The 23,763-nt window shown below is 70.3% G+C and carries 27 protein-coding genes, 2 tRNA genes and 1 pseudogene; 17 read left to right on the top strand and 13 right to left on the bottom strand.

Features of this window, described 5'->3' with window-relative positions; genetic code table 11:
- The coding region (locus tag E8A49_RS15270) for a hypothetical protein (RefSeq protein ID WP_293383092.1) at positions 1–497 on the top strand (497 nt) is incomplete at its 5' end.
- A gap of 77 nt (positions 498–574) precedes the next feature.
- Here E8A49_RS15270 and E8A49_RS15265 read toward each other — a convergent pair.
- Together E8A49_RS15265 and E8A49_RS15260 are read right to left on the bottom strand one after the other, a co-directional pair.
- Positions 575–693 (bottom strand): annotated as a pseudogene (locus E8A49_RS15265) (hypothetical protein); the annotation flags it as partial.
- Between the two features lie 30 nt (positions 694–723).
- Positions 724–1,836 carry a citrate synthase/methylcitrate synthase gene (locus E8A49_RS15260; protein WP_293383089.1) on the bottom strand — a complete coding sequence of 371 codons (1,113 nt, stop codon included), beginning with the start codon at positions 1,834–1,836 and terminating at the stop codon, positions 724–726.
- 81 nt (positions 1,837–1,917) lie between these two features.
- Between E8A49_RS15260 and E8A49_RS15255 the strand changes: the two genes are divergently transcribed.
- On the top strand, positions 1,918–3,108 hold the full coding sequence (locus E8A49_RS15255; RefSeq protein ID WP_293383086.1) for a citrate synthase: 1,191 nt from the start codon (positions 1,918–1,920) through the stop codon (positions 3,106–3,108).
- Here the strand turns inward: E8A49_RS15255 and E8A49_RS15250 are convergent.
- Positions 3,101–4,273: an aspartyl/asparaginyl beta-hydroxylase domain-containing protein gene (locus tag E8A49_RS15250; protein ID WP_293383083.1), complete on the bottom strand. Its 1,173-nt coding sequence runs from the start codon at positions 4,271–4,273 to the stop codon at positions 3,101–3,103. The genes E8A49_RS15255 and E8A49_RS15250 overlap by 8 nt on opposite strands.
- A gap of 157 nt (positions 4,274–4,430) precedes the next feature.
- Between E8A49_RS15250 and E8A49_RS15245 the strand changes: the two genes are divergently transcribed.
- Complete coding sequence (locus E8A49_RS15245; RefSeq protein WP_293383081.1) at positions 4,431–5,234, top strand: undecaprenyl-diphosphate phosphatase; 804 nt, start codon at positions 4,431–4,433, stop codon at positions 5,232–5,234.
- Positions 5,235–5,237: 3 nt separating this feature from the next.
- Here the strand turns inward: E8A49_RS15245 and E8A49_RS15240 are convergent, their stop codons facing one another.
- A complete protein-coding gene (locus tag E8A49_RS15240) occupies positions 5,238–6,230 on the bottom strand; it encodes a complex I NDUFA9 subunit family protein (protein ID WP_293383079.1) in 993 nt (330 codons plus the stop codon).
- 119 nt (positions 6,231–6,349) lie between these two features.
- Between E8A49_RS15240 and E8A49_RS15235 the strand changes: the two genes are divergently transcribed.
- From E8A49_RS15235 to lptB, 5 genes are all read left to right on the top strand, one after another.
- Positions 6,350–6,436, top strand: a tRNA-Leu gene (locus tag E8A49_RS15235).
- A 119-nt stretch (positions 6,437–6,555) separates the two neighbouring features.
- On the top strand, positions 6,556–7,182 hold the full coding sequence (locus E8A49_RS15230) for a ribonuclease D (RefSeq protein ID WP_293383077.1): 627 nt from the start codon (positions 6,556–6,558) through the stop codon (positions 7,180–7,182).
- Between the two features lies 1 nt (position 7,183).
- The gene (gene lptC, locus E8A49_RS15225; RefSeq protein ID WP_293383075.1) at positions 7,184–7,822 is read left to right on the top strand and encodes an LPS export ABC transporter periplasmic protein LptC; all 639 of its coding nucleotides are present in this window, start codon (positions 7,184–7,186) and stop codon (positions 7,820–7,822) included.
- 14 nt (positions 7,823–7,836) lie between these two features.
- Complete coding sequence (locus E8A49_RS15220) at positions 7,837–8,529, top strand: LptA/OstA family protein (protein ID WP_293383072.1); 693 nt, start codon at positions 7,837–7,839, stop codon at positions 8,527–8,529.
- Between the two features lie 22 nt (positions 8,530–8,551).
- On the top strand, positions 8,552–9,325 hold the full coding sequence (gene lptB, locus E8A49_RS15215; RefSeq protein ID WP_293383095.1) for an LPS export ABC transporter ATP-binding protein: 774 nt from the start codon (positions 8,552–8,554) through the stop codon (positions 9,323–9,325).
- On the opposite strand, the gene E8A49_RS15210 is transcribed toward lptB, so the two are convergent.
- Both E8A49_RS15210 and E8A49_RS15205 read right to left on the bottom strand, forming a co-directional pair.
- Complete coding sequence (locus tag E8A49_RS15210; protein WP_293383069.1) at positions 9,322–10,005, bottom strand: MgtC/SapB family protein; 684 nt, start codon at positions 10,003–10,005, stop codon at positions 9,322–9,324. The genes lptB and E8A49_RS15210 overlap by 4 nt on opposite strands.
- A gap of 32 nt (positions 10,006–10,037) precedes the next feature.
- Positions 10,038–10,994: an MBL fold metallo-hydrolase gene (locus E8A49_RS15205; protein WP_293383003.1), complete on the bottom strand. Its 957-nt coding sequence runs from the start codon at positions 10,992–10,994 to the stop codon at positions 10,038–10,040.
- 146 nt (positions 10,995–11,140) lie between these two features.
- On the opposite strand from E8A49_RS15205, the gene E8A49_RS15200 reads away from it, so the two are divergent.
- Positions 11,141–12,037 (top strand): LysR family transcriptional regulator, encoded by an 897-nt coding sequence (locus E8A49_RS15200; RefSeq protein WP_293383000.1) that lies wholly within the window; start codon positions 11,141–11,143, stop codon positions 12,035–12,037.
- Positions 12,038–12,041: 4 nt separating this feature from the next.
- Here the strand turns inward: E8A49_RS15200 and E8A49_RS15195 are convergent, their stop codons facing one another.
- A complete protein-coding gene (locus E8A49_RS15195) occupies positions 12,042–12,761 on the bottom strand; it encodes a YafY family protein (protein WP_293382997.1) in 720 nt (239 codons plus the stop codon).
- Between the two features lie 146 nt (positions 12,762–12,907).
- On the opposite strand from E8A49_RS15195, the gene rpoN reads away from it, so the two are divergent.
- The 3 genes from rpoN (at position 12,908) to E8A49_RS15180 (ending at position 15,685) form a co-directional block, all read left to right on the top strand.
- Complete coding sequence (gene rpoN / locus E8A49_RS15190) at positions 12,908–14,410, top strand: RNA polymerase factor sigma-54 (RefSeq protein ID WP_293382994.1); 1,503 nt, start codon at positions 12,908–12,910, stop codon at positions 14,408–14,410.
- 60 nt (positions 14,411–14,470) lie between these two features.
- Complete coding sequence (raiA, locus tag E8A49_RS15185) at positions 14,471–15,097, top strand: ribosome-associated translation inhibitor RaiA (RefSeq protein ID WP_293382991.1); 627 nt, start codon at positions 14,471–14,473, stop codon at positions 15,095–15,097.
- A gap of 108 nt (positions 15,098–15,205) precedes the next feature.
- On the top strand, positions 15,206–15,685 hold the full coding sequence (locus tag E8A49_RS15180; protein WP_293382988.1) for a PTS sugar transporter subunit IIA: 480 nt from the start codon (positions 15,206–15,208) through the stop codon (positions 15,683–15,685).
- Positions 15,686–15,715: 30 nt separating this feature from the next.
- On the opposite strand, the gene E8A49_RS15175 is transcribed toward E8A49_RS15180, so the two are convergent.
- The 3 genes from E8A49_RS15175 to E8A49_RS15165 all read right to left on the bottom strand — a co-directional run bounded on the left by E8A49_RS15175 (position 15,716) and on the right by E8A49_RS15165 (position 17,182).
- Positions 15,716–15,973, bottom strand: coding sequence for a DUF1150 domain-containing protein (locus E8A49_RS15175; RefSeq protein WP_293382985.1), 258 nt, complete (start codon positions 15,971–15,973; stop codon positions 15,716–15,718).
- Positions 15,974–16,083: 110 nt separating this feature from the next.
- Positions 16,084–16,506 carry an Hsp20 family protein gene (locus E8A49_RS15170; protein ID WP_293382982.1) on the bottom strand — a complete coding sequence of 141 codons (423 nt, stop codon included), beginning with the start codon at positions 16,504–16,506 and terminating at the stop codon, positions 16,084–16,086.
- Between the two features lie 121 nt (positions 16,507–16,627).
- Positions 16,628–17,182, bottom strand: coding sequence for a hypothetical protein (locus tag E8A49_RS15165; protein WP_293382979.1), 555 nt, complete (start codon positions 17,180–17,182; stop codon positions 16,628–16,630).
- Between the two features lie 164 nt (positions 17,183–17,346).
- Between E8A49_RS15165 and E8A49_RS15160 the strand changes: the two genes are divergently transcribed.
- Entirely contained in the window at positions 17,347–18,126 is a 780-nt protein-coding gene (locus E8A49_RS15160; protein WP_293382976.1) for a tryptophan 2,3-dioxygenase family protein, read from the top strand.
- Between the two features lie 116 nt (positions 18,127–18,242).
- On the top strand, positions 18,243–19,433 hold the full coding sequence (locus E8A49_RS15155) for a hypothetical protein (protein ID WP_293382973.1): 1,191 nt from the start codon (positions 18,243–18,245) through the stop codon (positions 19,431–19,433).
- Between the two features lie 50 nt (positions 19,434–19,483).
- Here the strand turns inward: E8A49_RS15155 and E8A49_RS15150 are convergent.
- Both E8A49_RS15150 and E8A49_RS15145 read right to left on the bottom strand, forming a co-directional pair.
- Positions 19,484–19,559: transfer RNA gene (locus E8A49_RS15150), tRNA-Ala, on the bottom strand.
- 123 nt (positions 19,560–19,682) lie between these two features.
- Positions 19,683–20,156 carry a TIGR02300 family protein gene (locus tag E8A49_RS15145; RefSeq protein WP_293382970.1) on the bottom strand — a complete coding sequence of 158 codons (474 nt, stop codon included), beginning with the start codon at positions 20,154–20,156 and terminating at the stop codon, positions 19,683–19,685.
- 129 nt (positions 20,157–20,285) lie between these two features.
- Here E8A49_RS15145 and aroA point away from each other — a divergent pair, with 129 nt between their 5' ends.
- Positions 20,286–21,611 (top strand): 3-phosphoshikimate 1-carboxyvinyltransferase, encoded by a 1,326-nt coding sequence (aroA, locus tag E8A49_RS15140; RefSeq protein ID WP_293382968.1) that lies wholly within the window; start codon positions 20,286–20,288, stop codon positions 21,609–21,611.
- A gap of 53 nt (positions 21,612–21,664) precedes the next feature.
- On the opposite strand, the gene E8A49_RS15135 is transcribed toward aroA, so the two are convergent.
- Positions 21,665–22,063, bottom strand: coding sequence for a DUF559 domain-containing protein (locus tag E8A49_RS15135; RefSeq protein WP_293382965.1), 399 nt, complete (start codon positions 22,061–22,063; stop codon positions 21,665–21,667).
- A gap of 140 nt (positions 22,064–22,203) precedes the next feature.
- Between E8A49_RS15135 and cmk the strand changes: the two genes are divergently transcribed.
- The gene (gene cmk, locus E8A49_RS15130; RefSeq protein ID WP_293382962.1) at positions 22,204–22,875 is read left to right on the top strand and encodes a (d)CMP kinase; all 672 of its coding nucleotides are present in this window, start codon (positions 22,204–22,206) and stop codon (positions 22,873–22,875) included.
- Between the two features lie 177 nt (positions 22,876–23,052).
- The coding region (locus E8A49_RS15125; protein WP_293382959.1) for a S1 RNA-binding domain-containing protein at positions 23,053–23,763 on the top strand (711 nt) is incomplete at its 3' end.

The following is a 23,763-nucleotide window of genomic DNA, read 5'->3' as shown; positions in this document are numbered from 1 at the left end:
CGGCGGAGACGCCGGCCGAGGCCGACAAGCTGGCCCTGGCGTTCCAGCGGGTCTCGCGCGGCGTGCGCCAGACCTTCGCCCTGGAGCTGAAGATCGAACGCGCCCGGCGCAAGGCCGAGCGGGAGGACCGCGACGCCTCGCGCCAATCCCACGACGATGACGAAGACGACGAACCGGCCGATCCGCAGATCGCCGCGCGTCAACGCCAGGTCGGCGAGCGCTGCCGGCGCGTGCGCGGCGCGCTCAACCGCCTGATCTGGGACGAGGCCGAGAACGACGAGGAAGAGTTCGAGGTCCTGATCGAGGACCTGGAGGCTCGCCTGGGTGAAGCCGCCCGTCGTGAAGATTTCCTCGACCTGCCCTTCGAGCCCCTGGTCCGCCAGATCAAGTCCGACATGGCGCTCTCCGGCGCCCTGCGCCTGACGGCTTGCGAGCCGCCGGCGCTGGCGGCCTCTAGAGCCCTCGAATACGACGCCGCGCCGCCGAACACCGGCTAACCCACCCCCACAAGGGCAAGGACTCCTAGGGGGCTGACCCAATCGGACGCGCCGGATATCTGATAGATATCAGCCGCTCAAAAAGCTCCGTCATCCCGGACGGCCTGCAAGGCCGAGCCAGGACCCAGGGGTAACCGCACAGCCTGAACCCCCTTGGCTCCCGGCTCTCCGCCTCGCTACGGCCGGGATGACGGGCTTTTTAGGACAATCCCATCGCGTGCGGACCCTATGCCGCCTTCTTCGGCATCGGCCCCACGTAGCGCGAGGCGGGGCGGATCAGGCGGCCGCCCATGACCTGCTCGCGGGCGTGGGCGACCCAGCCGGCGACCCGGCCGGTGGCGAAGACGCAGGTGAAGGCGCTGGGCGGGTAGGCCAGCGCTTCGAGCAACAGTGCGGTGTAGAACTCGACATTGGTCTGCAGCGACCGGTCGGGCTTGCGTTCCTTCAGGATCGCCAGGGCCGCGGCCTCCACCGCCTCGGCGAAGGCCAGGCGGCCGGGCGTGGCGCCCGCGCCCTCGGTCAGCTTGCGCACCGCGGCCTTCAGGGCGTCGGCGCGCGGGTCGCGCACGCGGTAGACCCGGTGGCCGAAGCCCATCAACCGGTCGCCGCGGGCCAGGGCCGCCTCGATCCAGGCGCGCGCGTTCGCAGGGGTTCCGATGCCGTCCAGCATCTCGATGACCGGCCCGGGCGCGCCGCCGTGCAAAGGGCCCTTGAGCGCGCTGATCCCGCCCAGCACCGCCGAGGTCAGGCCCGCCTGGGTCGAGGCGATCACCCGGGCGGTGAAGGTCGACGCGTTCAGCCCATGGTCGCTGACCGTGACGAGGTAGGTGTCCAGAGCCTCGACCTCGGCCTGGCTCGCCGGCTTGCCGCGCAGCATGCGCAGGGCGTCGGCGGCGTGGCCCAGCGACAGGTCCGGGCGCACCGGGGCCTCGCCCGCCTGGGCGCGCACCATGGCGGCGGTGAACACCGCGGGCGCGGCGATGAGGCGGAGGGCTGCCTGCAGGCTGTCGCCGTCGGCCAGCCGTGCGGTCAGCGCCCGCATCCCCTCGATCGGCGTGCGGTCGAGGAGGCCGGTGTCCAGCGCCGAGACCTCGGAGAACACCTCCACGCGGGCGGCGGCCAGCGCCGGGCCGAGGTCGGCGGGCAGGCCGTCGAAGAACCCGTCCCAGAGCAGGCGGGTGACCTGCTCGAAGCTGGTGCGGCCGGCCAGTTCGTCCAGGTCGTGGCCGCGGATGATCAGCCGCCCGGCCTGGCCGTCGACCTCCGACAGCACGGTGTTGGCGGCGACGACGCCCTCAAGGCCATCGGGATTGGCCAGCCCGTCAAACCCATCCGACATGACGATCTCCAGTTCTTGCTTGCTGGCCGTCAGAAATGCCTCCAAGCTGACATCGTCAATCTTGATCAACATAATCAATATATGAACCCGCCAGGGAAAGCCGCCGCCAAGGGCGCCGTTGACTGGATCGCCGCCGAGGAGGCCCGCGACCGCCTGGGTGTGCGCCCACAGACCCTCTATGCCTATGTCAGCCGCGGCCGGGTGCAGGTGCGCCCCGATCCCGCCGACCCCCGCCGCAGCCTCTACCGGGCCGCCGACATCAGCGCCCTGACCCAGCGCAAGTCGCGCAGCCGCAAGGTCTCCGAGGTGGCGGCCGGGGCCATCGCCTGGGGCGAGCCGGTGCTGGCCTCGGAGATCACCACCGTGGCCGGCGGGCGGCTCTTCTATCGCGGCCGCGACGCCATCCGCCTGGCGGAGACCGAGACCCTGGAATCGGTGGCCCGCCTGCTGCGCGGCGGCCACGGGGCGGCGCTCAAGCGCACCGAGCGGCCCGATCCGCCGAAGCATCCCGACATGCGCACCCGCGCCTACCTGGCGCTGGCGGCCCGGGCCGGGTCCGATCCGCCGGCGCGCGGACGCCATCCGCTGGTGCTGGCGGTGGAGGCCGCGACGCTGCTGGACGTGCTCACCGATGCGGTGGCCGGCGAGGCCTGGGGCGGGGCGATCCACAACCGCCTGGCGCTGGCCTGGGGCCAGGGTCCCGGCGGCCCAGGGGCGGACCTGATCCGCCGCATCCTGGTGCTGGTGGCCGACCACGAGCTGAACCCCTCGGCCTTCGCGGCCCGGGTGGCGGCCTCGACGGGCGCCTCGCTGTCGGCCAGCGCGCTGGCGGGGCTGGCGACGCTGTCGGGCCCACGGCACGGCGGCGCGACCCAGGCGGTGCGCACCTTCGCCGCGGAGGCCGCCCAGCACGGGCCGCGCCAGGCCATCGCCAACCGGCTGACCGAGGACCGCGCCCTGCCGGGCTTCGGCCACATGCTCTATCCGGACGACGACCCGCGCGCCGCGGCGTTGCTGGAACGGTTCACGCCGCCGCCGGACCTTCTGGCCCTGCAGCAGGCGGTGAAGGCGGTCACCGGCCTGGCCCCCAACGTCGACTTCACCCTTATGGCCGGCTGCGAGGCGCTGAAGCTGCCGCCCGACGCGCCCTTCGCCCTGTTCGCCGTGGCCCGCTGCGCCGGCTGGATCGCCCACGCCATCGAGCAGGGCCAGTCCGGCGCCCAGATCCGCCCGCGCGCCCGCTATGTGGGGCCGGACCCGGAGTTCAGCTAGCCTCGTAGAACCCCTTGCGCGCCACCAGAAGCTCGCTGACCAGCTCGCGCTCGGCGGGCTCCAGCAGCGGGTTCCAGACGTCGAGGATCAAGATCACCCGCAGCTCGTCGGCGTCGTTCCAGGCCTCGTGCTCGATGGTGTCGTCGAACACCCAGGCCTCGCCCATCTTCCAGTCGCGGGTCTCATTGCCGACCCGGAAACGCGCGGGGCCGGGCAGGATCAGCGGCAGGTGGCAGAGCAGGCGCACATTGGTCGAGCCGGTGTGCGGCGGGATGTGGGTGTGGGCCTCCAGCGCCGAGAACATCGCCGTGGGCGCATAGCCCGGCGTCGCCGCCAGCGGCAGGCGCTCAAGCAGGGCCGCGGTCTTCGGGCACAGCCTGCAGGCGCCGTCCTGCCGCGCGCCGTCCTTCCACAGGAAGAAGGAGCTCCAGCGCGGGGAGTGGTTGAGCTCGCCCCACTGGTTGACCGGCGTGCCCTTGGGATAGGCGATGTAGGGGGCGAAGTCGCCCTTGGCGGCGGCCAGCGCGCCCTGCAGCTCCTCGACGATCAGGCCGCTGGCCGCTTCCAGATCGGGCAGCCAGGGGAAGAGCGCGCGGTCGTAGAAGGGGATGGCCGGCAGGCGCGGATAGTGCAGCAGCAGGGGCTCGTGGACGTAGGCCTTCAGCCGTCCGGAGAAGATGCCGACGCTCTCGGCGAAGCGCCGGCGGGCCTCGCCGGAGAGTTCGGAATCGGCCGCCGCGGTCTTGGCCAGCAGATGCGCCTCCAGGGCCTCGCGGGTCTGGGCCACCACCTGGCGGGCGCGCTCGGTGGGCGCGCGCAACTGGGCCGGGAGTTCGTCCTCCGGCGGGGCGATGGCCAGGGCGTTGCGGTAAAGGGCCGCGGCCGCCCGCTCGCCATCCAGCCGCTCGATCAGCGCGGCCTTGGAAAGCAGGGCCACGAAGTCGTAGGGGTCGAGGCTGAGCGCATCGTCCAGCGCCGCCAGCGCCGCCGTCAGGTTGCCGGACGCCCGGTGCACCATGGCCCGCTGCATCTTCAGCGCCTTGTCGCCCGGCGCGGCCTGCTCGGCCTGGGACAGGAGCGCCAGCGCGCCCATCCGGTCGCCGCGCTGCAGGGCCGCCTGGATGGCGCCGCTGAAGTCCGTCTGGCGGCCATCCGCCGAGCCCATGCCTGTCGATCCCCGTATCCGGTCGCCTGCGCCCCGATATACCCCGAGATTCGGCTCCGGCGAGGGGAAAGGCCGGTAAACGGCTTCTTCACCCTAGGCGACCATTGCTTAGCTTAAGCGGCCAGAGGAGCAGAATCGGCCGCGCGCGGGGAGCGCCATGACCGACTGGATCTACGCCGTCATCCTGGGCGTCATCGAGGGTCTCACCGAATTCATCCCGGTCTCCTCCACGGGCATGCTGCTGCTGGCCAAGCAGGCCATGGGGCTCAAGGAGCCCTTCTGGGACACCTTCTGCGTGTTGATCCAGCTAGGGGCGATCCTGGCCGTGGTCGTGCTCTATTTCCGCCGCCTGTGGAGCATCGCCGTCCTGGTCCCGACCGTGCCCCGGGCGCGGGGTTTCGTCCTGTCGATCCTGGTGGCCTTCCTGCCGGCGGCGGTGGCGGGCCTGCTTCTGCACGACGTGATCAAGCAGATCCTGTTCGAGAGCCCCAAGCTGATCTGCTCGACCCTGATCGTCGGCGGCGTGGTGCTGCTGCTGATCGACCGTTTCGCGCCCTATCCGACCCGCCGCGACGTCATGGCCATACCGCTCGGCACCTCCTTCGTCATCGGCGTCTTCCAGTGCCTGGCGCTGGTCCCCGGCGTCTCGCGCTCCGGCGCCACCATCGTGGGCTCGATGCTGATGGGGGTGGAGAAGCGCGCCGCCGCCGAGTTCTCCTTCCTGCTGGCGATCCCGGTGATGGCCGGCGCCTTCACCGTCGACGCCTGGAAGAATCGCCACGAGCTCAACACCGGCCACACGGGCCTGGTGGCCATCGGCTTCGTGGTCTCCTTCGTCGTCGCCCTGTTCGTGATCCGCGCCATGCTGGCGGTCATCACGCGGCGCGGCTACGCGCCCTTCGGCTGGCTCAGGATACTGATCGGCGGCATCGGTCTGGGACTGCTGTTCGCGCCGCGCTAGCGCCTAGACCGCAGCGTATTCGCGGTCTTCCTGGTCGGCGTACTGGCCGCCTTTGCGGTAGCGGTAGAGGTAGCTCGGCAGCACCGCCTCCAGGGTCGTGGGCGTGATGCCGAGGTCCGTGAGGCCCAGGTGGGCGCCGCTGACCACGTTGTCGGCCTTCAGCAGGGTCACCTGGTCGGCGGTCACCGGCGGGACGATCAGGCTGTCGCCCAGCAGGCCCAGCATCAGGTCGCCGCCCGCGCCGGCCAGGCTGGCCGCGGGCCAGGGCAGCGGCAGCAGGATCCGGCGCTTGCCGATCTCGGCCAGCATCATCTCCATCAGCTGGCGGAAGCTGAACTCGGCCGGGCCGCCCAGCTCATAGGTGCGGCCGGCGCAGTCCGGGTCGGCGACGGCGCGGGCGATCGCCTTGGCCACGTCGCCCACGAACACCGGCTGGAAGCGGGTATGGCCGCCGCCGACCAGCGGCAGGACCGGCGAGATCTGCGCCATGGCGGCGAAGCGGTTGAAGAAGTTGTCTTCCGGCCCAAAGACGATGGACGGGCGCAGGACCACGGCGTCGGGGTAGATCGCGCGCGCGGCCTCCTCGCCATCGGCCTTGGTGCGGGCGTACTTGGAGCCCGACAGGGCGTCCGCGCCCAGGGCCGACATCTGCACCAACCGGCTCACGCCCTCGGCGCGGGCGGCGGTGGCGACGTTCTTGGCGCCCATGACGTGCAGGGCCTGGAAGCCCTGGCGGCCGGTCTCGTAGGCCACCGCCACCAGGTTCACCGCCGCCGTCGCGCCCGAGAGCGCCCGGCGCAGGGACGCCTCGTTGCGGACATTGGCCTGGACGATGTCGATCTGGCCCACGTCGCCGTGCAGCCGCATGGCGTAGGCGGCGCCGGGATTGCGCACGGCGACCCTGATCCGCCAACCGGCCTTGGCGAGCTGGCGCACGGCCTGGGCGCCGATGAAGCCGGATCCGCCGAAGACGGTGACGAGGTTCTGCATGGCCATGCCGATAGACGATGCCGCGCCCTGCTGCAATCCGCCGCCCGTCATCGCCGCGGCGGGAGGCGTTGACCGCCGCAGGGCGGAGCTATAAGGAAGCCGGCTCGCGCGATCCGACGGATCGGGCCCAGGTGGCGGAATTGGTAGACGCGCTGGCTTCAGGTGCCAGTGGCTTAACGGCCGTGAAGGTTCGAGTCCTTTCCTGGGCACCATCCTTACGCAAGGCGACGCCGCCCTTCGGGGCGGCGCTTCCGCCCGCGTCGAAGGACCGCCTCTACCCTCGCGCGCGCCATCCCTATATTGGTGACGGTGTCAGACAGCCGGAGCGCGCGTGAAAAAGGCCGACACCTTCCTGCATCAGGGCGATCTGCCGGACGGCGTCCTGGCCGGCGCACGCGTGGTGGCCATCGATTCGGAGACCATGGGCCTGCGCTTGGGCCGAGATCCGCTCTGCGTGGTGCAGCTCTCCGACGGCGAGGGCGAGGCTCATGTGGTGCAGCTGGACCGGGCCACCTACGACGCACCGAACCTCAAGCGGCTGCTGACCGACCCCGATGTGCTGAAGATCTTCCACTTCGGACGCTTTGATATCGCCATGTTCTGGCTGCATCTGCGGGTGGTGACCGCCCCCGTCTACTGCACCAAGATCGCGTCCAAGCTGGCGCGCACCTACACCGACCGCCACGGGCTGAAGGACGTGACCAAGGAGCTGCTGGGGATCGACATCTCCAAGGCCCAGCAGAGCTCCGACTGGGGTCAGGCCAAGCTCAGCGAGGACCAGGTGGCCTACGCCGCCTCCGACGTCCTGCACCTGCATGCGCTGCGCACGCGGCTGGACGAAATGCTGGTCCGCGAGGGCCGCGACGGCCTGGCCCGGGCCTGTTTCGGCTTCCTGCCGCACCGCGCCCTGCTGGACGTGGCCGGCTGGGAGGACATGGACATCTTCGCGCACAGCTGACATGGCCGCCGTCTCCGACATTCCCGTTCCGGTCGTTCCCGCAGAGGGCGCCTCGCGCCGGGCGACCGCCCTGCAATGGCGCCGCCGCTCGCGGATGATCCATGGACTGCGCGTGCTGCTGCCGGTTCTGATCGCCGCGATCTTGGGCGGCCTCACCAGCCTGGTGGCCTACAACGCCTTCACCACCCAGCGCACCTCGTCGCGGGATTCCAACGACCCGATCCGCCTTATCAAGCCGCACTTCGTCGGCCGCGACAAACGGGGCCGGCCCTTCATCCTGACCTCGGTCACCGCGACCCGCGACCCGCAGAACTATCAGCGGGTGTTCCTGGACAAGCCCGTGCTGGTGCTGGACTCCGACGGGGCCAATCCGCAGCACGTCTCCGGCGACAACGGCCTCTATCACGAGGACACCGGCATGCTGGAGGTGAGCCACCACGTCCACATGTTCGACGCCCGCGGCGCCTTCGACACCGAGTTCTCGCTGTTCAACACCAAGACCGGCGAACTGGTCGGCTCCGTGCCCGTCCAGGGCGCAGGGCCGCTTGGAGAAATCCAATCGAGGTCCTATGGCGTCTATGATCAGGGCGCGCGCGCGGTCTTCACGGGCGCGGTGCACACGCGCCTGCAACCGAAGTGAGGCTGATCCCGCCGATGAAGAGCCTGATCGCAATCGCGGCGACAGCGGCGGCCAGCCTGCTGGCGGGCGGCTCGCTCGCCGCGGCGCCCGCCAAGCCGGCGGCGGCGGCTCCAGCTCCGGCCCAGACGCCGCCTGCGGCGGACGCGCCCGCCAACGGCAAGCCGCGCCCCAAAAAATCACCCATCGACATCACAGCCGATCAGCTGGAAACCCACAACGCCGACTGCGTCTCGATCTGGACCGGCTCGGCCGAGGCCCTGCAGGACACCTCGCGCCTGCGCTCGGACATCATGATCGCCCACCTGGAGGTGAAGAAGGGCCAGAAGCCCGCAACCACCACCTCGGGCGGCAGCACCGACAGCGACTGCGGCGAGATGACCACGCTCGAGGCCAAGGGCAACGTCTACTACGCCACCGCCGACGGCAAACGGGTGCATGGCGACAACGGCTTCTACGACGCGGCGACCACCACCCTCACCGTCACCGGCGACGTGACCTCCGTCGAGGGCCAGAACGTGATGCGCGGCACCAAGATGGTCTACAACACCCAGACCGGCGAGGGCCATGTGGAGGGCCAGGCCGTCGGGCCCGGCGCCAAGAATCGGCCGCGTGGGGTGTTCTATCCGAAGGACGCCGACGCTACCGCCGCCGAGAACGGAACGCCGGCCCCGGCCCCAACCAAGACCAAGAAGAAAGTCGCCAAGTGAGCGGCGCGGTGAACGCTTGAAGATCGAACGCTTCGAATCGCCCCCCGGCCTAGCCGGCGAAGGCCTGGTCGTGGACAACATCGGCAAGTCGTTCCGCGGCCGTCCGGTGGTCAAGGGCGTCAGCCTGCGCCTGGCGCGCGGCGAGGTCGCGGGGCTGCTTGGCCCCAACGGCGCCGGCAAGACCACCTGCTTCTACATGATCACCGGCCTGATCGCCGCCGACTATGGCGCGATCTACCTGGACGGCGAGAACATCACCGCCCAGCCCATGTACCAGCGCGCCCGCATGGGCGTGGGCTACCTGCCGCAGGAAACCTCGATCTTCCGCGGCATGAGCGTGGGCGAGAACGTCATGGCGGTGGTGGAACTGCGCGAGCGCGACAAGAAGCGCGCGCGGGAGCTGGTCACCGAACTCCTGGAAGAGCTGCACATCGAGCACCTGCGCAACGCGCCGGCCATCTCGCTCTCCGGCGGCGAGCGGCGGCGCGTGGAGATCGCCCGCGCGCTGGCCTCGGAGCCCTCGTTCATGCTGCTGGACGAACCCTTCGCCGGCATCGACCCCCTGGCGATCGCCGACATCCGCGAGGTGGTGGCCTATCTGAAGCGCCGCGGCATCGGCATCCTGATCACCGACCACAACGTCCGCGAGACCCTGGACATCATCGACCGCGCCTCGATCATCCACGCTGGCGAGGTGTTGTTCGAGGGCGCCCCCAGCGAGATCGTCGACGACCCGGAAGTGCGCCGCGTCTACCTGGGCGACACCTTCGCCGAGCCCGGGCGGCCGCCGATCTAGCGCACCATCCGGACGAGCTGCACGTCCGTCAGGCCCGGCGCCCTGGAGAGCGCCGCCATGGCTTCGTCAACCACACGCGGCGGCGCGCTCCCGAGCGTGATGCTGACCTCGTCGCGGTCCGCCGCGTCGCCGGGCCGGACGATGAGCTGGGTCACATTGGCCGCGTGGCGGCCCAAGGTCTCTTCGAGCAGACCCACGGACATCAGGCCGCGCGGGGCGGAGAGCGCGATCTCGGCGGCATGGCGCTTCGGCTTGAAGCGCGCCTCGATGGGCTTGAGGCCGGCCAGGATGATCAGCACGATCACCGTGCCCGCCACGGCCGGCGCATAGAGGCCGCAGCCGACCGCCAGACCGATGGCGGCGACGGTCCACAGGCTGGCCGCCGTGGTCAGGCCCTTCACCACCTCGTTGCGCAGGATGATCGAGCCCGCGCCCAGGAAGCCCACGCCGCTCACCACCTGCGCCGCCACCCGCGAGGGGTCCAGGACGATCCTCTGCGTGACCAGGACGTCGTTGAAGCCGTAGGCCGAGACGATCATCGCCAGGCAGGCGCCGACGCAGACCAGCATGTGGGTGCGCAGGCCGGCCGCCCACTGCAGGCGCTCGCGGTCGAGGCCGATAAGACTGCCGAGGACGGCCGCGACCGCCAGGCGCACGACGAAATCGACGTCCGGAGGCATTGGCCCACTCTCCGCCTCCAGGTCCGGCAAGGTCAACCGCCGGGCGCCTTCGCCCTCCCGGATCCGGATGCGCCGAAGGTCATCGGCTCGAAATAGGCCGGGATGATCACCCGGGTCCTAGGCGACGCCGCCTTGATCTCCGCGGCGAACAGGTCCGCACCATGCCGGGCCGCCTCCGCCGTCATGTTGGCGTAGGAATCCCAATGGGTCGGGAAGACGGCCGGCGGGTCGCCCAGCGCTCGCATCAGCCGGCCCGCGTAGTCGTGGACCTCCCGGTGCGAGGCGCCGGCGCCGATCAGGGCGATGTCGGGGCGCAAGCCCTCCATCTCGCGCTCGATGAAGTTCATGCCGCCCATGATCAGCACCTGGTGGCCGGCGATGCGCAGCAGGTAAGCGAACGTGCCGCCCTCGTGATAGGCGGACTCACGCAGCGGCGGCTTGAGATCGTCGGCCACCGGCCCGGCGAACGGCGAGTTGTTGTAGTGCTTGCCGGCAAGTTCGGAGTGCAGGCTTGGGATGACCCGCAGGCTGAACGCGCCGAACTCGAGATCCTCGCCGCCCTTGACGATGATGAGCTGTTTCTCCGGAACGCCCTCGGCGCGGGCGATCTTGCCGGCGCCTTCTGACCCGATCACCGTCGCGCCGGTATGCTTGGCCACCGTGGGTACGTCCAGCATGTGATCCTGGTGCGCATGGGTGACCAGCACGAAGTCCGCCCGCGGGACATGGGCGTCGATCTGGGCTTCGTCCGGAACCAGCACGTCGTCCGTTCCATCGTCTTCGGAGGCGCTGCGGTAGAAGGCGCGCGGCAGGTGGAACTGGCTCAGGAACGGGTCGACGATCACCACCGTGCGGCCGTCCTCGATGCGCCACCCCGCGTTGCCGAGATAGGTCAGGATCACGCCCTGGGGTGGCTTGGCCGCCGCGAGGATCGGTCCGGGCGCCGCGGCGGCGAGTCCCGCGAGCAGGGCGAAACGGCGGTTGATCATCGTGGGCGTCCTCTGACGAAGGCCTCACAGGGTATTGCCCGCCGCGCTGGGCGCCAGAGCGAAGTCGTGGCCGCCACGTTGCGTAAAACGCAACGCCACCTTAGTCGAAAGCCACAAATCTGGGACGCGCATCGGAGTGTGGCGGCATGTTCTCTGGAAGCCTGCGGGCGTTCGACGCCGCCGTCCGCACGGGATCCATCCGCAAGGCCAGCGAAGAGTTGGGTGTCGCCCCCTCGTCGGTGAGCCGCCACGTCGCGCAGTTGGAACGTGAGGTCGGGACCCCGGTCTTCGACCGCGGCGCGGCGGGCGTCGTCCTGACTCATGCCGGCCGCATGGTGGCCGACTACGCGCGATCGGTGCTGCTCGACTACGACACCCTGCGCACCGACCTGAACGACCTGCACGGGGTGCAACGCCGGCTGGTTCGCGTCGCGTTGGTGGAGAGCGTGGCTACGGCGGGGCCGATCAAGGCCGCAGCGGCCCTGCGGATCCGCTATCCCTCCGTCACCTTCGAGATGCGCCAGATGCCGGCGCCGCAGGTGGTCGAGGCGGTGCGCCTCACCGCGTGCGACGTCGGCCTGACCTTCGGGGCGGAGCCCGATCCCGAAATCGTCTCCCTGGCTGCGATCCCGGAGCCCGTTGTGGCGCTCGCGCCGGCAGGCCATGCCCTGGCCGACGCCGCGACGGTCGACCTGAGCCAGCTTGCCGGGTTCGACCTGGCCCTGCCGGATTCCGGCTTCGGCGTGCGGCGGCTGTTGGACCGTGCGGCCGCGGCCCAAGGCGTCCGCCTTGAGCCTGCGCTGTCGAGCAATGTCTTCGAGATGCTGCGCGAGTTCGTCCGTTGCGGCGGCGTCGCGGTCCTGCCGCGCCGCGCTTGCCCCCCGGACGCCGCGTTCCGGGTGATCCCCCTTGCGGACGCGGCATTCCGCCAGGCCCATATCGATGTGATCGTCCTGCGCCGGCGGCGCTTGCCGCGCATCGTCCGCGCCTTCACCGACCTTCTGGTCTCGGAAGTCACCGCGGCCGGCCTGGACCGGCGCTGAGCCCCTAGGGCTCCGCTGGGGGCGAGATCCCCATCTGCGCCATCTTGTCGGCTATCAGCTTGCGGTAGCGGGCGCGCAGCGCCGCCGGCCGCTCGGGATAGCGCTCATCGAGGAACTCCGCGCCCGCCACCCGGTCGGTGCGGAAGCTGCGGAAATCGGTGCGCAGCTCGCACCAGGTGACGATCAGCCGGACGGTCTCGTGATAGCCGACGGCGAAGGGCCAGACGGTGCGCTGGCTCACCCGCTCCTGCTCATCGCGGTAGCTCAGCGCGATCTTGTGGCCGTTGCGGATGGCGTGGCGCACCTGGGCCATGTCGATGCTGTCGGGGACGATGTTCCAGCGCGTCGCCGCCCGCGCCGAGGGCTCCAGGGCCAGGGGCCGCAAGCGCTCGGGCACCGCCGCCCCGATCTTGGCGATCAGGTCCAGCGCCGCGCGCGCCAGCGCCGGATCGCCGCGGCCGGCCACCCACTGGGCGCCCAGCACCGCCGCCTCGATCTCGTCCGGGGTCAGCATCAGGGGCGGCAGGTCGAAGCCGCCGTCCAGCACATAGCCGACGCCCGCCTCGCCGCGGATCGGCACCCGCTGGCCGATCAGGTCGGCGATGTCGCGGTAGACGGTGCGCTTGGAGGTCTCCAGCTCCGCGGCCATGGCCTCGGCGGTCACCGGCTGGCGGGTGCGGCGCAGAACCTGGATGATCTGGAAGAGCCTATCCGCACGGCGCATGACGGAAGCCTATCCTGCCAGGCTGCTGCCAGCAATCTCGCCCACGAAAAAGCGCCGTCCCGCGGTCTTCGCGCGGGCCGTTAACCAATCGGTTCCCTTCCATTGGCTAAGGTCAAAGCAAGAAACAGGCCAGAGGGGGCTTTGTCTTGGCGCTCAGCGCGCGACTCGAGATCCGGCAGGGCCAGGGACTGGTCATCACGCCGCAGCTGCAGCAGGCGATCAAGCTGCTGCAGTTGTCGAATCTCGAGCTCGAGGCCTTCGTCGAGACCGAGCTGGAGCGCAACCCGCTGCTGCAGCGCGACGAGCGCGACAACGAGCCGGACGCCGAAGCCCCCATCGAAGCCGCCGCCGACTACGCCACCGACCGCGTCGAGGATTCGGTCTCCCGCGCCGAGATGGACGCGACGCACGACGAAGCCTCGCCTGGCGAGCAGGTCACCGGCGACAGCGAGCCCTCCATGGGCGCGGCTGACGCCGGCGCCTCCATCGACTGGTCGAAGGCCAAGAGCGGCGGGTCGTTCGAAGGCGACGCCGACGGGCTGGAAGGCGCGCTCACCCACGACAAGACCCTAGCCGAACATCTGCAGGACCAGCTCTCCGCCGCGGGCCTCGCGGGCGCTGAGGCCGCCGCCGCCCTGGTGCTGATCGATGCGGTGGATGAGGGCGGCTACCTGCGCGCGGACTTGGCCGAGGTCGCCGAGCGCCTGGGCTGCGGCGTCGACCTGCTGGAGCGGGTGCTGACGGTGATCCAGGGCTTCGAGCCGGTGGGCGTCTGCGCCCGCGACGTGGCCGAGTGCCTGGCGATCCAGCTCAAGGACCGCAACCGCTACGACCCGGCCATGGCGGCGCTGCTGGAAAACCTGCCGCTGCTCGCCAAGCGCGACATGCCGGCGCTGAAGCGCGCCTGCGGGGTCGACGATGAGGATCTGCGCGAGATGGTGGCCGAGCTGCGGGCGCTGACGCCCCGGCCCGGCGCGGCCTTCGGCGGCGAGCCGGCCCAGACCGTGGTCCCCGACGTCTATGTGCGCGAGGGCCTGGGCGGCCTCTGGCACGTGGAGCTGAACTCCGAGACCCTGCCGCGCCTCTTGGTCGACCAGCGCTATCACGCCCGCGTCTCGGCCAGCGCGCGCACCGACCAGGAGAAGACCTTCGTCACCGACTGCCTGGCCCAGGCCAGCTGGCTGGTGAAGAGCCTCGACCAGCGGGCCAAGACCATCCTGAAGGTGTCGTCCGAGATCGTGCGCCAGCAGGACGCCTTCCTGGCCTATGGCGTCGAGCACCTGCGGCCGCTGAACCTGAAGACCGTCGCCGACGCCATCGGCATGCACGAAAGCACCGTCAGCCGGGTGACCTCCAACAAGTACCTGGCCACCCCGCGCGGGGTCTTCGAGATGAAGTTCTTCTTCACCTCGGCGATCCAGGCGACCGAGGGCGGCGAGGCCCACTCCGCCGAGAGCGTGCGCCACAAGATCAAGCAGCTCATCGACACCGAGGCGTCCGAGCGCGACGTCCACTCCGACGACACCATCGTCGACATACTGAAAGAAGCCGGCGTCGACATCGCCCGGCGCACCGTGGCCAAATACCGAGAGGCCATGCGCATCCCGTCCTCCGTGGAGCGGCGGCGGCGGTTGAAGGAAATCGCCTAGCTCGGCCGTTCACCGACAAGTTCCTTGCCACCTTCGCGGCCCGGGCGCGTTGATCCTCACATGCAAGTCCAAGTCACCGGCAAACATGTCGACGTTGGCGAGGCCCTGCGCTCGCGGGTCTCCGACGAACTCTCCCTCAGCATTGGCAAATACTTCGACCGTGACGGCGGCGGCGCCGACGTGGTGGTCAGCCGAGAGGGCCACGCCTTCAAGGTGGATTGCGCCGTCACCCTGGCCTCAGGCCAGCAGCTCACCACCCACGGCCTGGGCGGCGACGCGCACCTGGCCTTCGATGCGGCCATCGCCAAGATGCAGAAGCGCATCCGCCGCTACAAGAACCGGCTGAAGGACCACCATCCGCAGGCGCTGGCCCGCCAGGCCGAGACCGCCGCCCACTACGTGCTGCAGGCTCCGGACGATGACCTCGACGATGATGAGGACGCGGTCCAGAACGGCTTCCCCGAGCCCATGGTGATCGCCGAGACGGAGACGCCGATCGGGGTCATGACCGTTTCCATGGCGGTGATGGAGCTGGACCTGACCGAATCTCAAACAATCGTGTTCCGAAACGCCGCGCATGGCGGATTGTCCGTGGTATATCGCCGCCCCGACGGCAACATCGGCTGGATCGATCCCGAGCGCACGCGGACCAACGGCGCGGGATCGGTCGGCGCGGCGGGCGCTTAAGGGGCGCGCCTTCCGGGTTTGACGACGATGGAGCTGACGGGACGATGGGGCGGTCTGCGGTCGGGTGCGGACCTTAAGAGAGCAGTGCGAGCTTCTTAAAGAGACAAGATGCAGATCGGCGAACTCCTCGATCGCAGCGCGATCTCCTTGCGCGTGAGCGCCGCCAACAAGCGCAAGGCGCTGGCGGTGGTCGCCGAGATCGCCGCCCGCAACCTCGGCCTGGACGCCGGCGACGTGCTGGACGCGCTCACCGAGCGTGAGCAGGCGGGCTCGACAGGCGTCGGCCACGGCGTGGCCGCCCCGCACGCCCGGCTGGAAGGCCTGCAGCGCCTGCGCGGCGTCTTCGTGCGCCTGGAGCATGCGGTGGACTTCGATTCGGTGGACGATCAGCCAGTGGACCTGATCTTCGCCCTGTTCGCGCCGAAGGAAGCGACGGGCGTCGAGCACCTGCGCGCCCTGGCCCGCGTCTCGCGCCTCCTGCGCCAGTCGGACCTGCGCCAGCAGCTGCGCCAGGCGCGCACGGCCGACGCGATCCACGCCCTGCTTGCGCAGGACCCGGTCCAGGCCAACCGCCCTTCGGCGGCCTGAACCGTCCTATTTCCTTAGTAGCCTGTCTGCTTAGTGGACAGAGACCGGCGCCAGCTCGTGGGCGAGGGCGGCGGCGACGGCGGAATCGCGGTCGGTGAGCACCGCCAGGCGTTCGCCATCGGCGCGGTGCACCGCGTAGAGGGTCTGGTCGGGCGCCAGGTCGAAACCTTGGATCTGGGCCGAGGGGACGCTGGCCAGGATCTCGGCCGCGCTCACCGGGCGCACATAGACAAGGTTCGGGGCGCCCAGCGCCGCAAAAGCTTCAGTCGATAAAACGGGCGTCATCATGACCACCTCCGTGAACTCAACGCCTCGAGCGACCGCCGGTTCAGCCTGTCGCCCAATTGCAGAGACATCGGACATCCGACTGTCTCCTGTTTGATACTTAACGATCCTGGTCAGGCTCCGGTGCGGATCGGCACCCTGAGCACCCGTTTCTCGGGCTCGGGCCGGGCCAGGTCGATGTGCAGGAGGCCATGCGCGAGGCTCGCCTCCTCCACCACCATGCCGTCGGCCAGGACAAAACTGCGGATGAAACCGCGCGCGGCGATGCCGCGATGCAGGTAGGCGTCCTCCGGCCGCGCGGCGTTGTCGTTGCGGCGGCCCACGACCGTCAGCTGACGGTCCTCCACCGTCACCTCCAGTTGGTCCGGCGAGAAGCCGGCCACGGCCAGGGTGATGCGGATCCCGCCATCGCCGCGATCCTCCACATTGTAGGGGGGATAGCTCTCGGCGGCCGCTTTGGCGGCGCGCTCGATCAGACTGCGGGTGTGCTCGAAGCCCAAAAGAAACGGGCTGTCGAAAAGTACCGACCTGTTCATCCTCGAAGAGTCCCAGTGAAAGCGACTCTCCGGCCGGGCCGCCCGGCAGCGGCGCGGCCCAACCGGACAAGGACTAGGTGGGGATCGCCTCGGGCGGTTTCAATGACGCGGCCTGGAGCCCTCAGCGCAGCTGGAAGGGGATGGCCTGGCCTTCGGCGTAGCTTTTGCCATCGGCGCTCACGACCCGGATCAGCAGGGTATGCGCCCCGACGGTCAGGCTGCCCGCCGGCAGGGTCGCCTTGAAGGCCACGTCGAGAAGGGCGGGCGACTTGAAGTAGCGCGCGACATCGGGCCGCGCCGCGCCATAGGCCGTGCCGTGCGCCTGGCCGTCGATCACCAGGTCGACGCCCCTGGCCGGTTGTCCGGTGGCTGCATCGTAGGCGAAGCCGCTGAAGGCCAGCGGCTGGTTGGCCGGCGCCGTCACCGTGGGCTTGGAGAGCGGGCTGGCCGTCGCGCCCAGCTGGTCCAGGGAGAAGGCCGCCGGCTGCGGGCTCTTCGGCAGGCCGGTCGAGCGCACCGGCGCCGGGGCTTCCGGCGCGTCGGGCAGGGCCATGGGATCGGGCGGCGGATGCCGCGGCTTGCCCTTCTCGCAGGCCGTGAGCGCCAGGACGGCCACGGCCAGGACGGCGATCGCCGCCGAGGTCGGGATTTGGGAAGTGCGGATCAGGCCTGTCACGTCGGCGCCCCCAAGGCTTACTGCGCCTGCATCGTCCGCGCCCTGCATAGTCCGCCACAGGGGCCTTCGCCTAGGTCTCGCGGGTTCGGATCGGTCCGGCCGGTTGCTTTCCGCGAAGGCCTGGGCCGTAACCTCGCGCCACCGCGGCGCGAGGACATTGAGCGATGGATTACGGCGACTACCTGCAATTGGAGACCCTGCTCGGCGCCCAGGCGACCAAGACCGACGAACACGACGAACTGCTGTTCATCGTCATCCACCAGGCCACGGAGCTTTGGCTGAAGCTCTCGATCCACGAGATCCGCAGCGCCGCCGAGCGGATCGCCGCCGACGATCTGCGCGCGGCCTTCAAGACCCTGTCGCGGGTGGCGCGTATCCAGGCCCACATGATCCAGGCCTGGGAGATCCTGGCCACCATGACCCCCTTCGACTACGCCCACTTCCGCGAAAGCCTGGGGGCGAGCTCCGGCTTCCAGTCCTTCCAGTACCGCCAGCTGGAGTTCCTGCTTGGCGCCAAGGACCGGCGCATGCTGGACGTCCACCACGCCGCCCCCGCCCGCCGCGCCGACCTTGAGGCCCTGCTGAACGCCCCCAGCCTCTATGACGAGGCCCTGCGCCTTCTGGCCCGCCGCGGCTTCGCCATTCCCGCCGATCATCTGGAGCGCGACTGGAGCCAGCCCTACGTCCCCGACGCCGCCGTGGAGGCGGCCTGGCTGGAGATCTACCGGCGCACCGACGCCTACTGGGACCTCTATGAGCTTGGCGAGAAGCTCGTCGACTTGGAATACCGCCTGCAGCAATGGCGCTTCACCCACATGAAGACCGTGGAGCGGATCATCGGCTTCAAGCGCGGCACCGGCGGATCGGAGGGCGTCTCCTACCTCGTCAAAGCCCTGGACCGGCAGCTCTTCCCGGAACTGCTCACCCTGCGCACGGCGATGTAGCGGGTTTGAACCGCGGACCTTCGGTCGCAGCCGTTATGCGCGATAGGCCTTCCCACGCGGCGCGACCCACCCGATACTGGCGCTGCTGGTGAAGTGACGGGCGCTGGCGACTGGATTTGAGAAGCGCCCAGGACGGCCTGTCGATGCCGCAAGTGAACCTTACCGACGCGTCGGGGCAAGAGCTCCGGCAACTGCTGGAGTCGAGCCGGCGGCAGGGCGACGCCGCCTTCACCTATAGGATCCTCCAGGAGATGGCCGCGCGCCGCGAGGCGCCGGCGCAGCGCCATCGGTTCGGCAAGCGCCGGCCGGCCGAGCCGCGCCACATCGACTTCGACCTCGCCGAGCCCCTGGAGGCCGAGGCGCCGGACGCCGCCGCATTCGAGGCGGATGAGGACGATGTGCCGCCGATGCCCGCCTGGCGGCCGCCGGCTGAGCGGGAGATGGCCGCCGCGGCCGCGGCCGTGGAGCCCGAGCCAGAACCGGAGCCGCCGGTCGAGGCGGCGCCGGCCCCGCCCGGTTTCCGGACGATGGCGGATGACCGGCCGCTGCACCTTGTCGATCCCGATCCGCCCCGCGCCGCGCCGCCCCAGCGGCCGCCGCCGCCGCGCAAGACGCACTTCCGGATGCTCGCGGGTTTCGTGCTGGGCGTGCCGTTCGGCCTGGCGCTGGGCTGGTGGGCCTATGGCATTGTCCACGAAGGCCCGCTGCCCGCCGGTCCGATCCAGACGGCGGCGCTCGCGGCTCCGCCCGCGCCGGCCGCCGAGCCGCCGAACCCGGCCGCTGCCGCTGAGACCGCTCCGGATGCGGCGCCAGCGTCTTCGGCGGACAGTTCCGCGCCGCCGGCCACGCCAACCGACGCTCTCGAGCCCGCGCATGGCGCCGACGCCGCGCCCATACCCGCGGATTCGCCGCCGCCGCCCACACCGCGCGCCGCCGCTCCGGTCGCCCCGGCCGCGGCGTCGCCGGAGCCGACGCCGATTGTCGCTGATAAGCCCGCTTCAGACCGGCCCATTGCCGATCGCCTGGGTGCGGACAAGCCCGCGGCCGCCGGCTGCGCGGCCCAGCCGACCCCGGCGGACCGGACGATCTGCGGCGATGCGAAGCTGAAGCGCCTCCAGGACGACCTGCGGCAGGCCTACGCCGAGGCCCTGGCGGCCCACCAGGACCGCGATCTGCTGCGCGAACACCAGCTGGCCTGGCGCGACGCCCGCAGCGACGTCTCCGACCCCGACCGCCTGGCGCGGCTCTATCAGGAACGCATCCGCAAGCTGAAGGCCGCCACGGCGGAAGCCCTGCAACAGCGCTAGGGCGGGCCCGGAAAAGGCGAAGGCCCGTAGGGGTTTCCTACGGGCCTCCATGGTGGAGCTAAGCGGAGTCGAACCGCTGACCTCTTGAATGCCATTCAAGCGCTCTACCAGCTGAGCTATAGCCCCAAGGTCTGGGCCTTCCCTCCGAAGCCGGGCGGCCCGTCAGGAAGGCGCGGAACCTATTCAAACAGTCCGGCGCGATCAACCCATCTGGTGAGGGTTTTTCGTCGCGCCGGACCCATCCGCGTCCTAGCGGTCGTCGACGTCGCCCTCGTCGGGCAGGCCTTCGATCTCGGAATCGTCGAAATCGTCATCCTCGTCCTCTTCCAGGAAGGGCACGTCGGCGTCGTCCTCGACCTCTTCCTCCTCGGTGAACTCGCCCAGATCCTCGGAGACGGCCGGGCCGGGTTCGGCGGCGTCCTCGTCATCGTCGGCGGCCAGCACCGGGTCGTCGATCACCTCGTCGAGTTCGGGGGTGACGACCTCTTCTTCCTCTTCTTCGTCCTCGGCCTCGGTGTCGCCCAGGACCTGATCCTCGCGTTCCTCGTCGGCTTCCGGCTCCGGCGTCACGGCGCGGGCGCGGACGCGGCGGTTACGGACCGCTTCGTCGGGGTCGAATTCGGTGTCGCACTTGGGGCAATGCGCCGGGCGCTTGCCCAGGTCGTAGAATTTCGCTTGGCAGTTAGGGCAGACCTGCTTGGAGCCTAGTTCCGGATTGGCCAAAGCTATGATCCTCAAAAGATAGATGGCGGGCGGCCTGAGAAGCGGGCTCCCTTGCCACGCACGGGACCGGCTGTCAAAAGCAATCCCCCTCACAGAAACCGCCAGGCCGCGGAGGCTCGTTTTCTCAAGATGACGGCGGCGTCAATGACCGCCTCGCACGCCGGCGCCCTGACGGGGCGCGTGCGCGCGCCGGGGGACAAGTCCATATCGCACCGCGCGCTGATCCTGGGCGCCCTGGCGACGGGCGTCACCGAGGTCGAGGGCCTGCTGGAAGGCGAGGACGTCAAGCGCACCGCGGCGGCCATGGCGGCCTTCGGCGCGGGCGCTGAACGGCTGGGCGAAGGGCGCTGGCGCATCGAGGGGCGCGGCGGCTTCACGGAGCCCGCCGACATCGTCGACTGCGGCAACGCCGGCACGGGCGTGCGGCTGATCATGGGGGCGGCGGCGGGGTTCGAGCTCAGCGCGACCTTCACCGGCGACGCCTCCCTGCGCGGGCGGCCGATGAACCGGGTGCTGAAACCCCTGGGCGAGATGGGCGCGCGCTGGATCTGCCGGGCCGGCGGGCGGTTGCCGCTCACCCTGCAGGGCGGCGGCCTGAAGCATATCGCCTACCGCCTGCCGGAGCCCTCGGCCCAGGTGAAGTCCGCCGTCCTTCTGGCCGGGCTGAACGCGGCGGGCGGCGTCGAGGTGATGGAGCCCGAGGCCACCCGCGACCACACCGAGCGGATGCTGCGCGGCTTCGGCGCGGAGGTGCTGGTGGAGGAGGCGGACGGCGGCCGCCGCATCGTGCTGCCGCCCGGCCAGCGGCTCACCGGGACGAATATCCGCGTGCCGGGCGATCCGTCCTCGGCGGCCTTCCCGCTGGTGGCGGCGTTGATCACCCCGGGGTCGCAGGTGACGGTGGAGGGCGTGCTCTTGAATCCCTTGCGTATCGGCCTCCTGGACACCCTGGGCGAGATGGGCGCGGACCTGTCGGTGGCCAATGTCCGCGAGGAGGGCGGCGAGTTGGTGGGCGACGTCACCGCGCGGCATTCTGAGCTGGTGGGCGTCGAGGTCCCGCCGGAGCGGGCGCCCTCGATGATCGACGAATATCCGATCCTGGCCGTGGCGGCGGCCTTCGCCGAGGGCCCGACCGCCATGCGCGGCATCGGCGAGATGCGGGTCAAGGAGAGCGACCGGATCGCCCTCATGGCCGCGGGCCTCGCCGCCTGCGGCGTGGCCGTCGAGGAGGGGCCGGACAGCTTGACGGTGATGGGAACCGTGCGCGGAAACCACGGGGTGGCCGGCGGCGCGCGGGTCACGACCCACGGCGACCACCGCATCGCCATGAGCCACCTGATCCTGGGCCTGGCGGCGGGCGCGCCCGTGGCCGTGGACGAGCCCGGCATGATCGCCACCAGCTTCCCCGGCTTCCTGGCGCTCATGCGCGGCCTGGGCGCGGAGATTTCAGCGTGAGCGCCGCCCTCTCCCTGCCCTCTCCCTCCCCGCTCCGCGGGGGGAGAGGAGGATCAGGGGCGTGGCGGCCTCCTCTCCCCCGAGCGCAGCGAAGAGAGGGAGAGGGTAGGGAGAGGGTCAAACCCGGGCCGCTCGCCGCCACAGGCTTCAAGGATCGTGCAACAGACCCCGTCTCGGTTGGTCAGCACATCGGTGTTCCAGAACCGGAGGACACGCAGTCCCGAGCGTTCGATGACGGCGGTCCGCCGCGCGTCGTCGACCTGCTCGCTGTGCCGCCCGCCATCGACTTCCACAACCAAGGCCGCGTCCCGGCAGAGGAAATCCAGGAAATAGGGGCCCCAGGGGACCCGACGTTTCCATTCCCCGCCGCCGAGCCGGTGGGCTCTGAGGGCGTTCCACAGCCGGGCCTCGGCGATGGTGTCCTGCCGGCGAAGTTCGCGGGCGCGGGCCAAGGTCGCTGCCGGGGTCAGGCGAGTTGGACTTCCCATGAGGTTGATGTGAACATATGGGGAGCTTTGGGGCAGGGGGCGCCCTTGGCGCGGCCCTCTCCCTGCCCTCTCGCTCTCTCGCAGCGCTCGGGGGAGAGGAGCGCGTGAGCCAGCATGACCCCGAACCGCTGACCACCTTCGTGGTGGCCGTCGACGGGCCGGCGGCCTCGGGCAAGGGCACCATCGCCAAGCAGCTGGGTGAGGCCTTCGACCTTCCGGTGCTGGACACCGGCCTGCTCTACCGCTGCGTCGGCATGGCCATGCTGCAGGCGCGCGAGAACCTTGACGACCACGAGGCCGCGACCGCCGCCGCGGCGCTGATCACCGCCGACCAGCTCGAGAACCCCGACCTGCGCACCCGCAAGGCCGGCGAGGCGGCGAGCCGGGTGGCCGTGCATCCCCGGGTGCGCGGCGCGCTCTGGGACTTCCAGCGCACCTTCGCGCGCCAGGACGGCGGCGCGATCCTCGATGGGCGCGACATCGGCACGGTGATCGTCCCGGACGCCCCGGCCAAGCTGTTCGTCACCGCCCGCCCCGAGGTGCGCGCCGAGCGCCGTTGGAAGCAGCTGAAGGCCGCCGGCGAGCGGGTCAGCCTGAAGACCGTCCTGGCCGATATCCGCCGCCGGGACGAGCGCGACGGCGAGCGCGAGGCCGCGCCCATGCGGCCCGCGCCGGACGCGACCTTGCTGGACACCTCCGAAATGAGTATATCGCAGGCCGCCGATGCGGCCCGCCGCATCGTCGAGGCGGCGCGCGCCAGGTGGATGTCTTCCTGAAAGGGACAGGCGCCCCGGCAAATCCAACCGCGCCTTACCCTCGAACGGCTGCGGGCAAAATCCACTTACGCCAGGGGCCATCCTTTGGCGTCTTCGGTTCAACCCTTAACCCGACGCGGGGATTCCGTCCGACAGCAAAGCTGCGCGGGCCGCGACGTCATTTTGAAGAAGAGATCCATGGCTGACGATATGAGCCTCAATCCCACCCGCGACGACTTCTCCGCCCTGCTGGACGAGTCCATGGGCGGACGTGACTTCATGGAAGGTCAGGTCGTCCAAGGTAAGGTCGTCGCGATCGAGAAGGACATCGCGATCATCGACGTGGGCCTGAAGACCGAGGGCCGCGTCTCGCTGAAGGAGTTCGGCGAGGAAGAGGGCAAGGCCCCGATCAAGGTCGGCGACACCGTCGAAGTGTTCCTGGAACGCGTCGAAAACGCCATGGGCGAAGCCGTGCTGTCGCGCGACAAGGCCCGCCGCGAGGAAGCCTGGACGCGCCTGGAAGCCGTCTACGAGCGCAATGAGCCGGTGATGGGCGCCATCGTCGGCCGCGTGAAGGGCGGCTTCACCGTCGACCTCGGCGGCGCCTCGGCCTTCCTGCCGGGCAGCCAGGTCGACATCCGCCCGGTGCGCGACGTCGGCCCGCTGATGGGCCGCGAGCAGCCGTTCGCGATCCTGAAGATGGACCGTCCGCGCGGCAATATCGTGGTTTCGCGCCGCGCGATCCTCGAGGAAGCCCGCGCCGAACAGCGCACCGAGCTGGTCTCCCAGCTGCAGGAAGGCGAAGTCCGCGAAGGCGTGGTCAAGAACATCACCGACTACGGCGCGTTCGTGGACCTGGGCGGCATCGACGGCCTGCTGCACGTCACCGACATGAGCTGGAAGCGCGTC

The sequence above is a fragment of the Phenylobacterium sp. genome (genome assembly GCF_004799515.1).
GTDB lineage: Bacteria > Pseudomonadota > Alphaproteobacteria > Caulobacterales > Caulobacteraceae > Phenylobacterium.
Note: the sequence above shows the minus strand (reverse complement) of the source record. Positions and strands in the feature narration are given on the sequence as shown.

Bases quoted from the DNA above. Each gene is read 5' to 3' on its own strand.
- E8A49_RS15205 (WP_293383003.1), bottom strand. From the start codon at position 10,994: ATGATCAACCGCCGTTTCGCCCTGCTCGCGGGACTCGCCGCCGCGGCG.
- E8A49_RS15245 (WP_293383081.1), top strand. From the start codon at position 4,431: ATGACCGACTGGATCTACGCCGTCATCCTGGGCGTCATCGAGGGTCTC.
- E8A49_RS15240 (WP_293383079.1), bottom strand. From the start codon at position 6,230: ATGGCCATGCAGAACCTCGTCACCGTCTTCGGCGGATCCGGCTTCATC.
- E8A49_RS15220 (WP_293383072.1), top strand. From the start codon at position 7,837: ATGAAGAGCCTGATCGCAATCGCGGCGACAGCGGCGGCCAGCCTGCTG.
- E8A49_RS15175 (WP_293382985.1), bottom strand. From the start codon at position 15,973: ATGATGACGCCCGTTTTATCGACTGAAGCTTTTGCGGCGCTGGGCGCC.
- raiA (WP_293382991.1), top strand. From the start codon at position 14,471: ATGCAAGTCCAAGTCACCGGCAAACATGTCGACGTTGGCGAGGCCCTG.
- E8A49_RS15170 (WP_293382982.1), bottom strand. From the start codon at position 16,506: ATGAACAGGTCGGTACTTTTCGACAGCCCGTTTCTTTTGGGCTTCGAG.
- E8A49_RS15160 (WP_293382976.1), top strand. From the start codon at position 17,347: ATGGATTACGGCGACTACCTGCAATTGGAGACCCTGCTCGGCGCCCAG.
- E8A49_RS15255 (WP_293383086.1), top strand. From the start codon at position 1,918: ATGAACCCGCCAGGGAAAGCCGCCGCCAAGGGCGCCGTTGACTGGATC.
- E8A49_RS15195 (WP_293382997.1), bottom strand. From the start codon at position 12,761: ATGCGCCGTGCGGATAGGCTCTTCCAGATCATCCAGGTTCTGCGCCGC.
- lptC (WP_293383075.1), top strand. From the start codon at position 7,184: ATGGCCGCCGTCTCCGACATTCCCGTTCCGGTCGTTCCCGCAGAGGGC.
- E8A49_RS15180 (WP_293382988.1), top strand. From the start codon at position 15,206: ATGCAGATCGGCGAACTCCTCGATCGCAGCGCGATCTCCTTGCGCGTG.
- E8A49_RS15210 (WP_293383069.1), bottom strand. From the start codon at position 10,005: ATGCCTCCGGACGTCGATTTCGTCGTGCGCCTGGCGGTCGCGGCCGTC.
- aroA (WP_293382968.1), top strand. From the start codon at position 20,286: ATGACGGCGGCGTCAATGACCGCCTCGCACGCCGGCGCCCTGACGGGG.
- E8A49_RS15200 (WP_293383000.1), top strand. From the start codon at position 11,141: ATGTTCTCTGGAAGCCTGCGGGCGTTCGACGCCGCCGTCCGCACGGGA.
- E8A49_RS15250 (WP_293383083.1), bottom strand. From the start codon at position 4,273: ATGGGCTCGGCGGATGGCCGCCAGACGGACTTCAGCGGCGCCATCCAG.
- E8A49_RS15260 (WP_293383089.1), bottom strand. From the start codon at position 1,836: ATGTCGGATGGGTTTGACGGGCTGGCCAATCCCGATGGCCTTGAGGGC.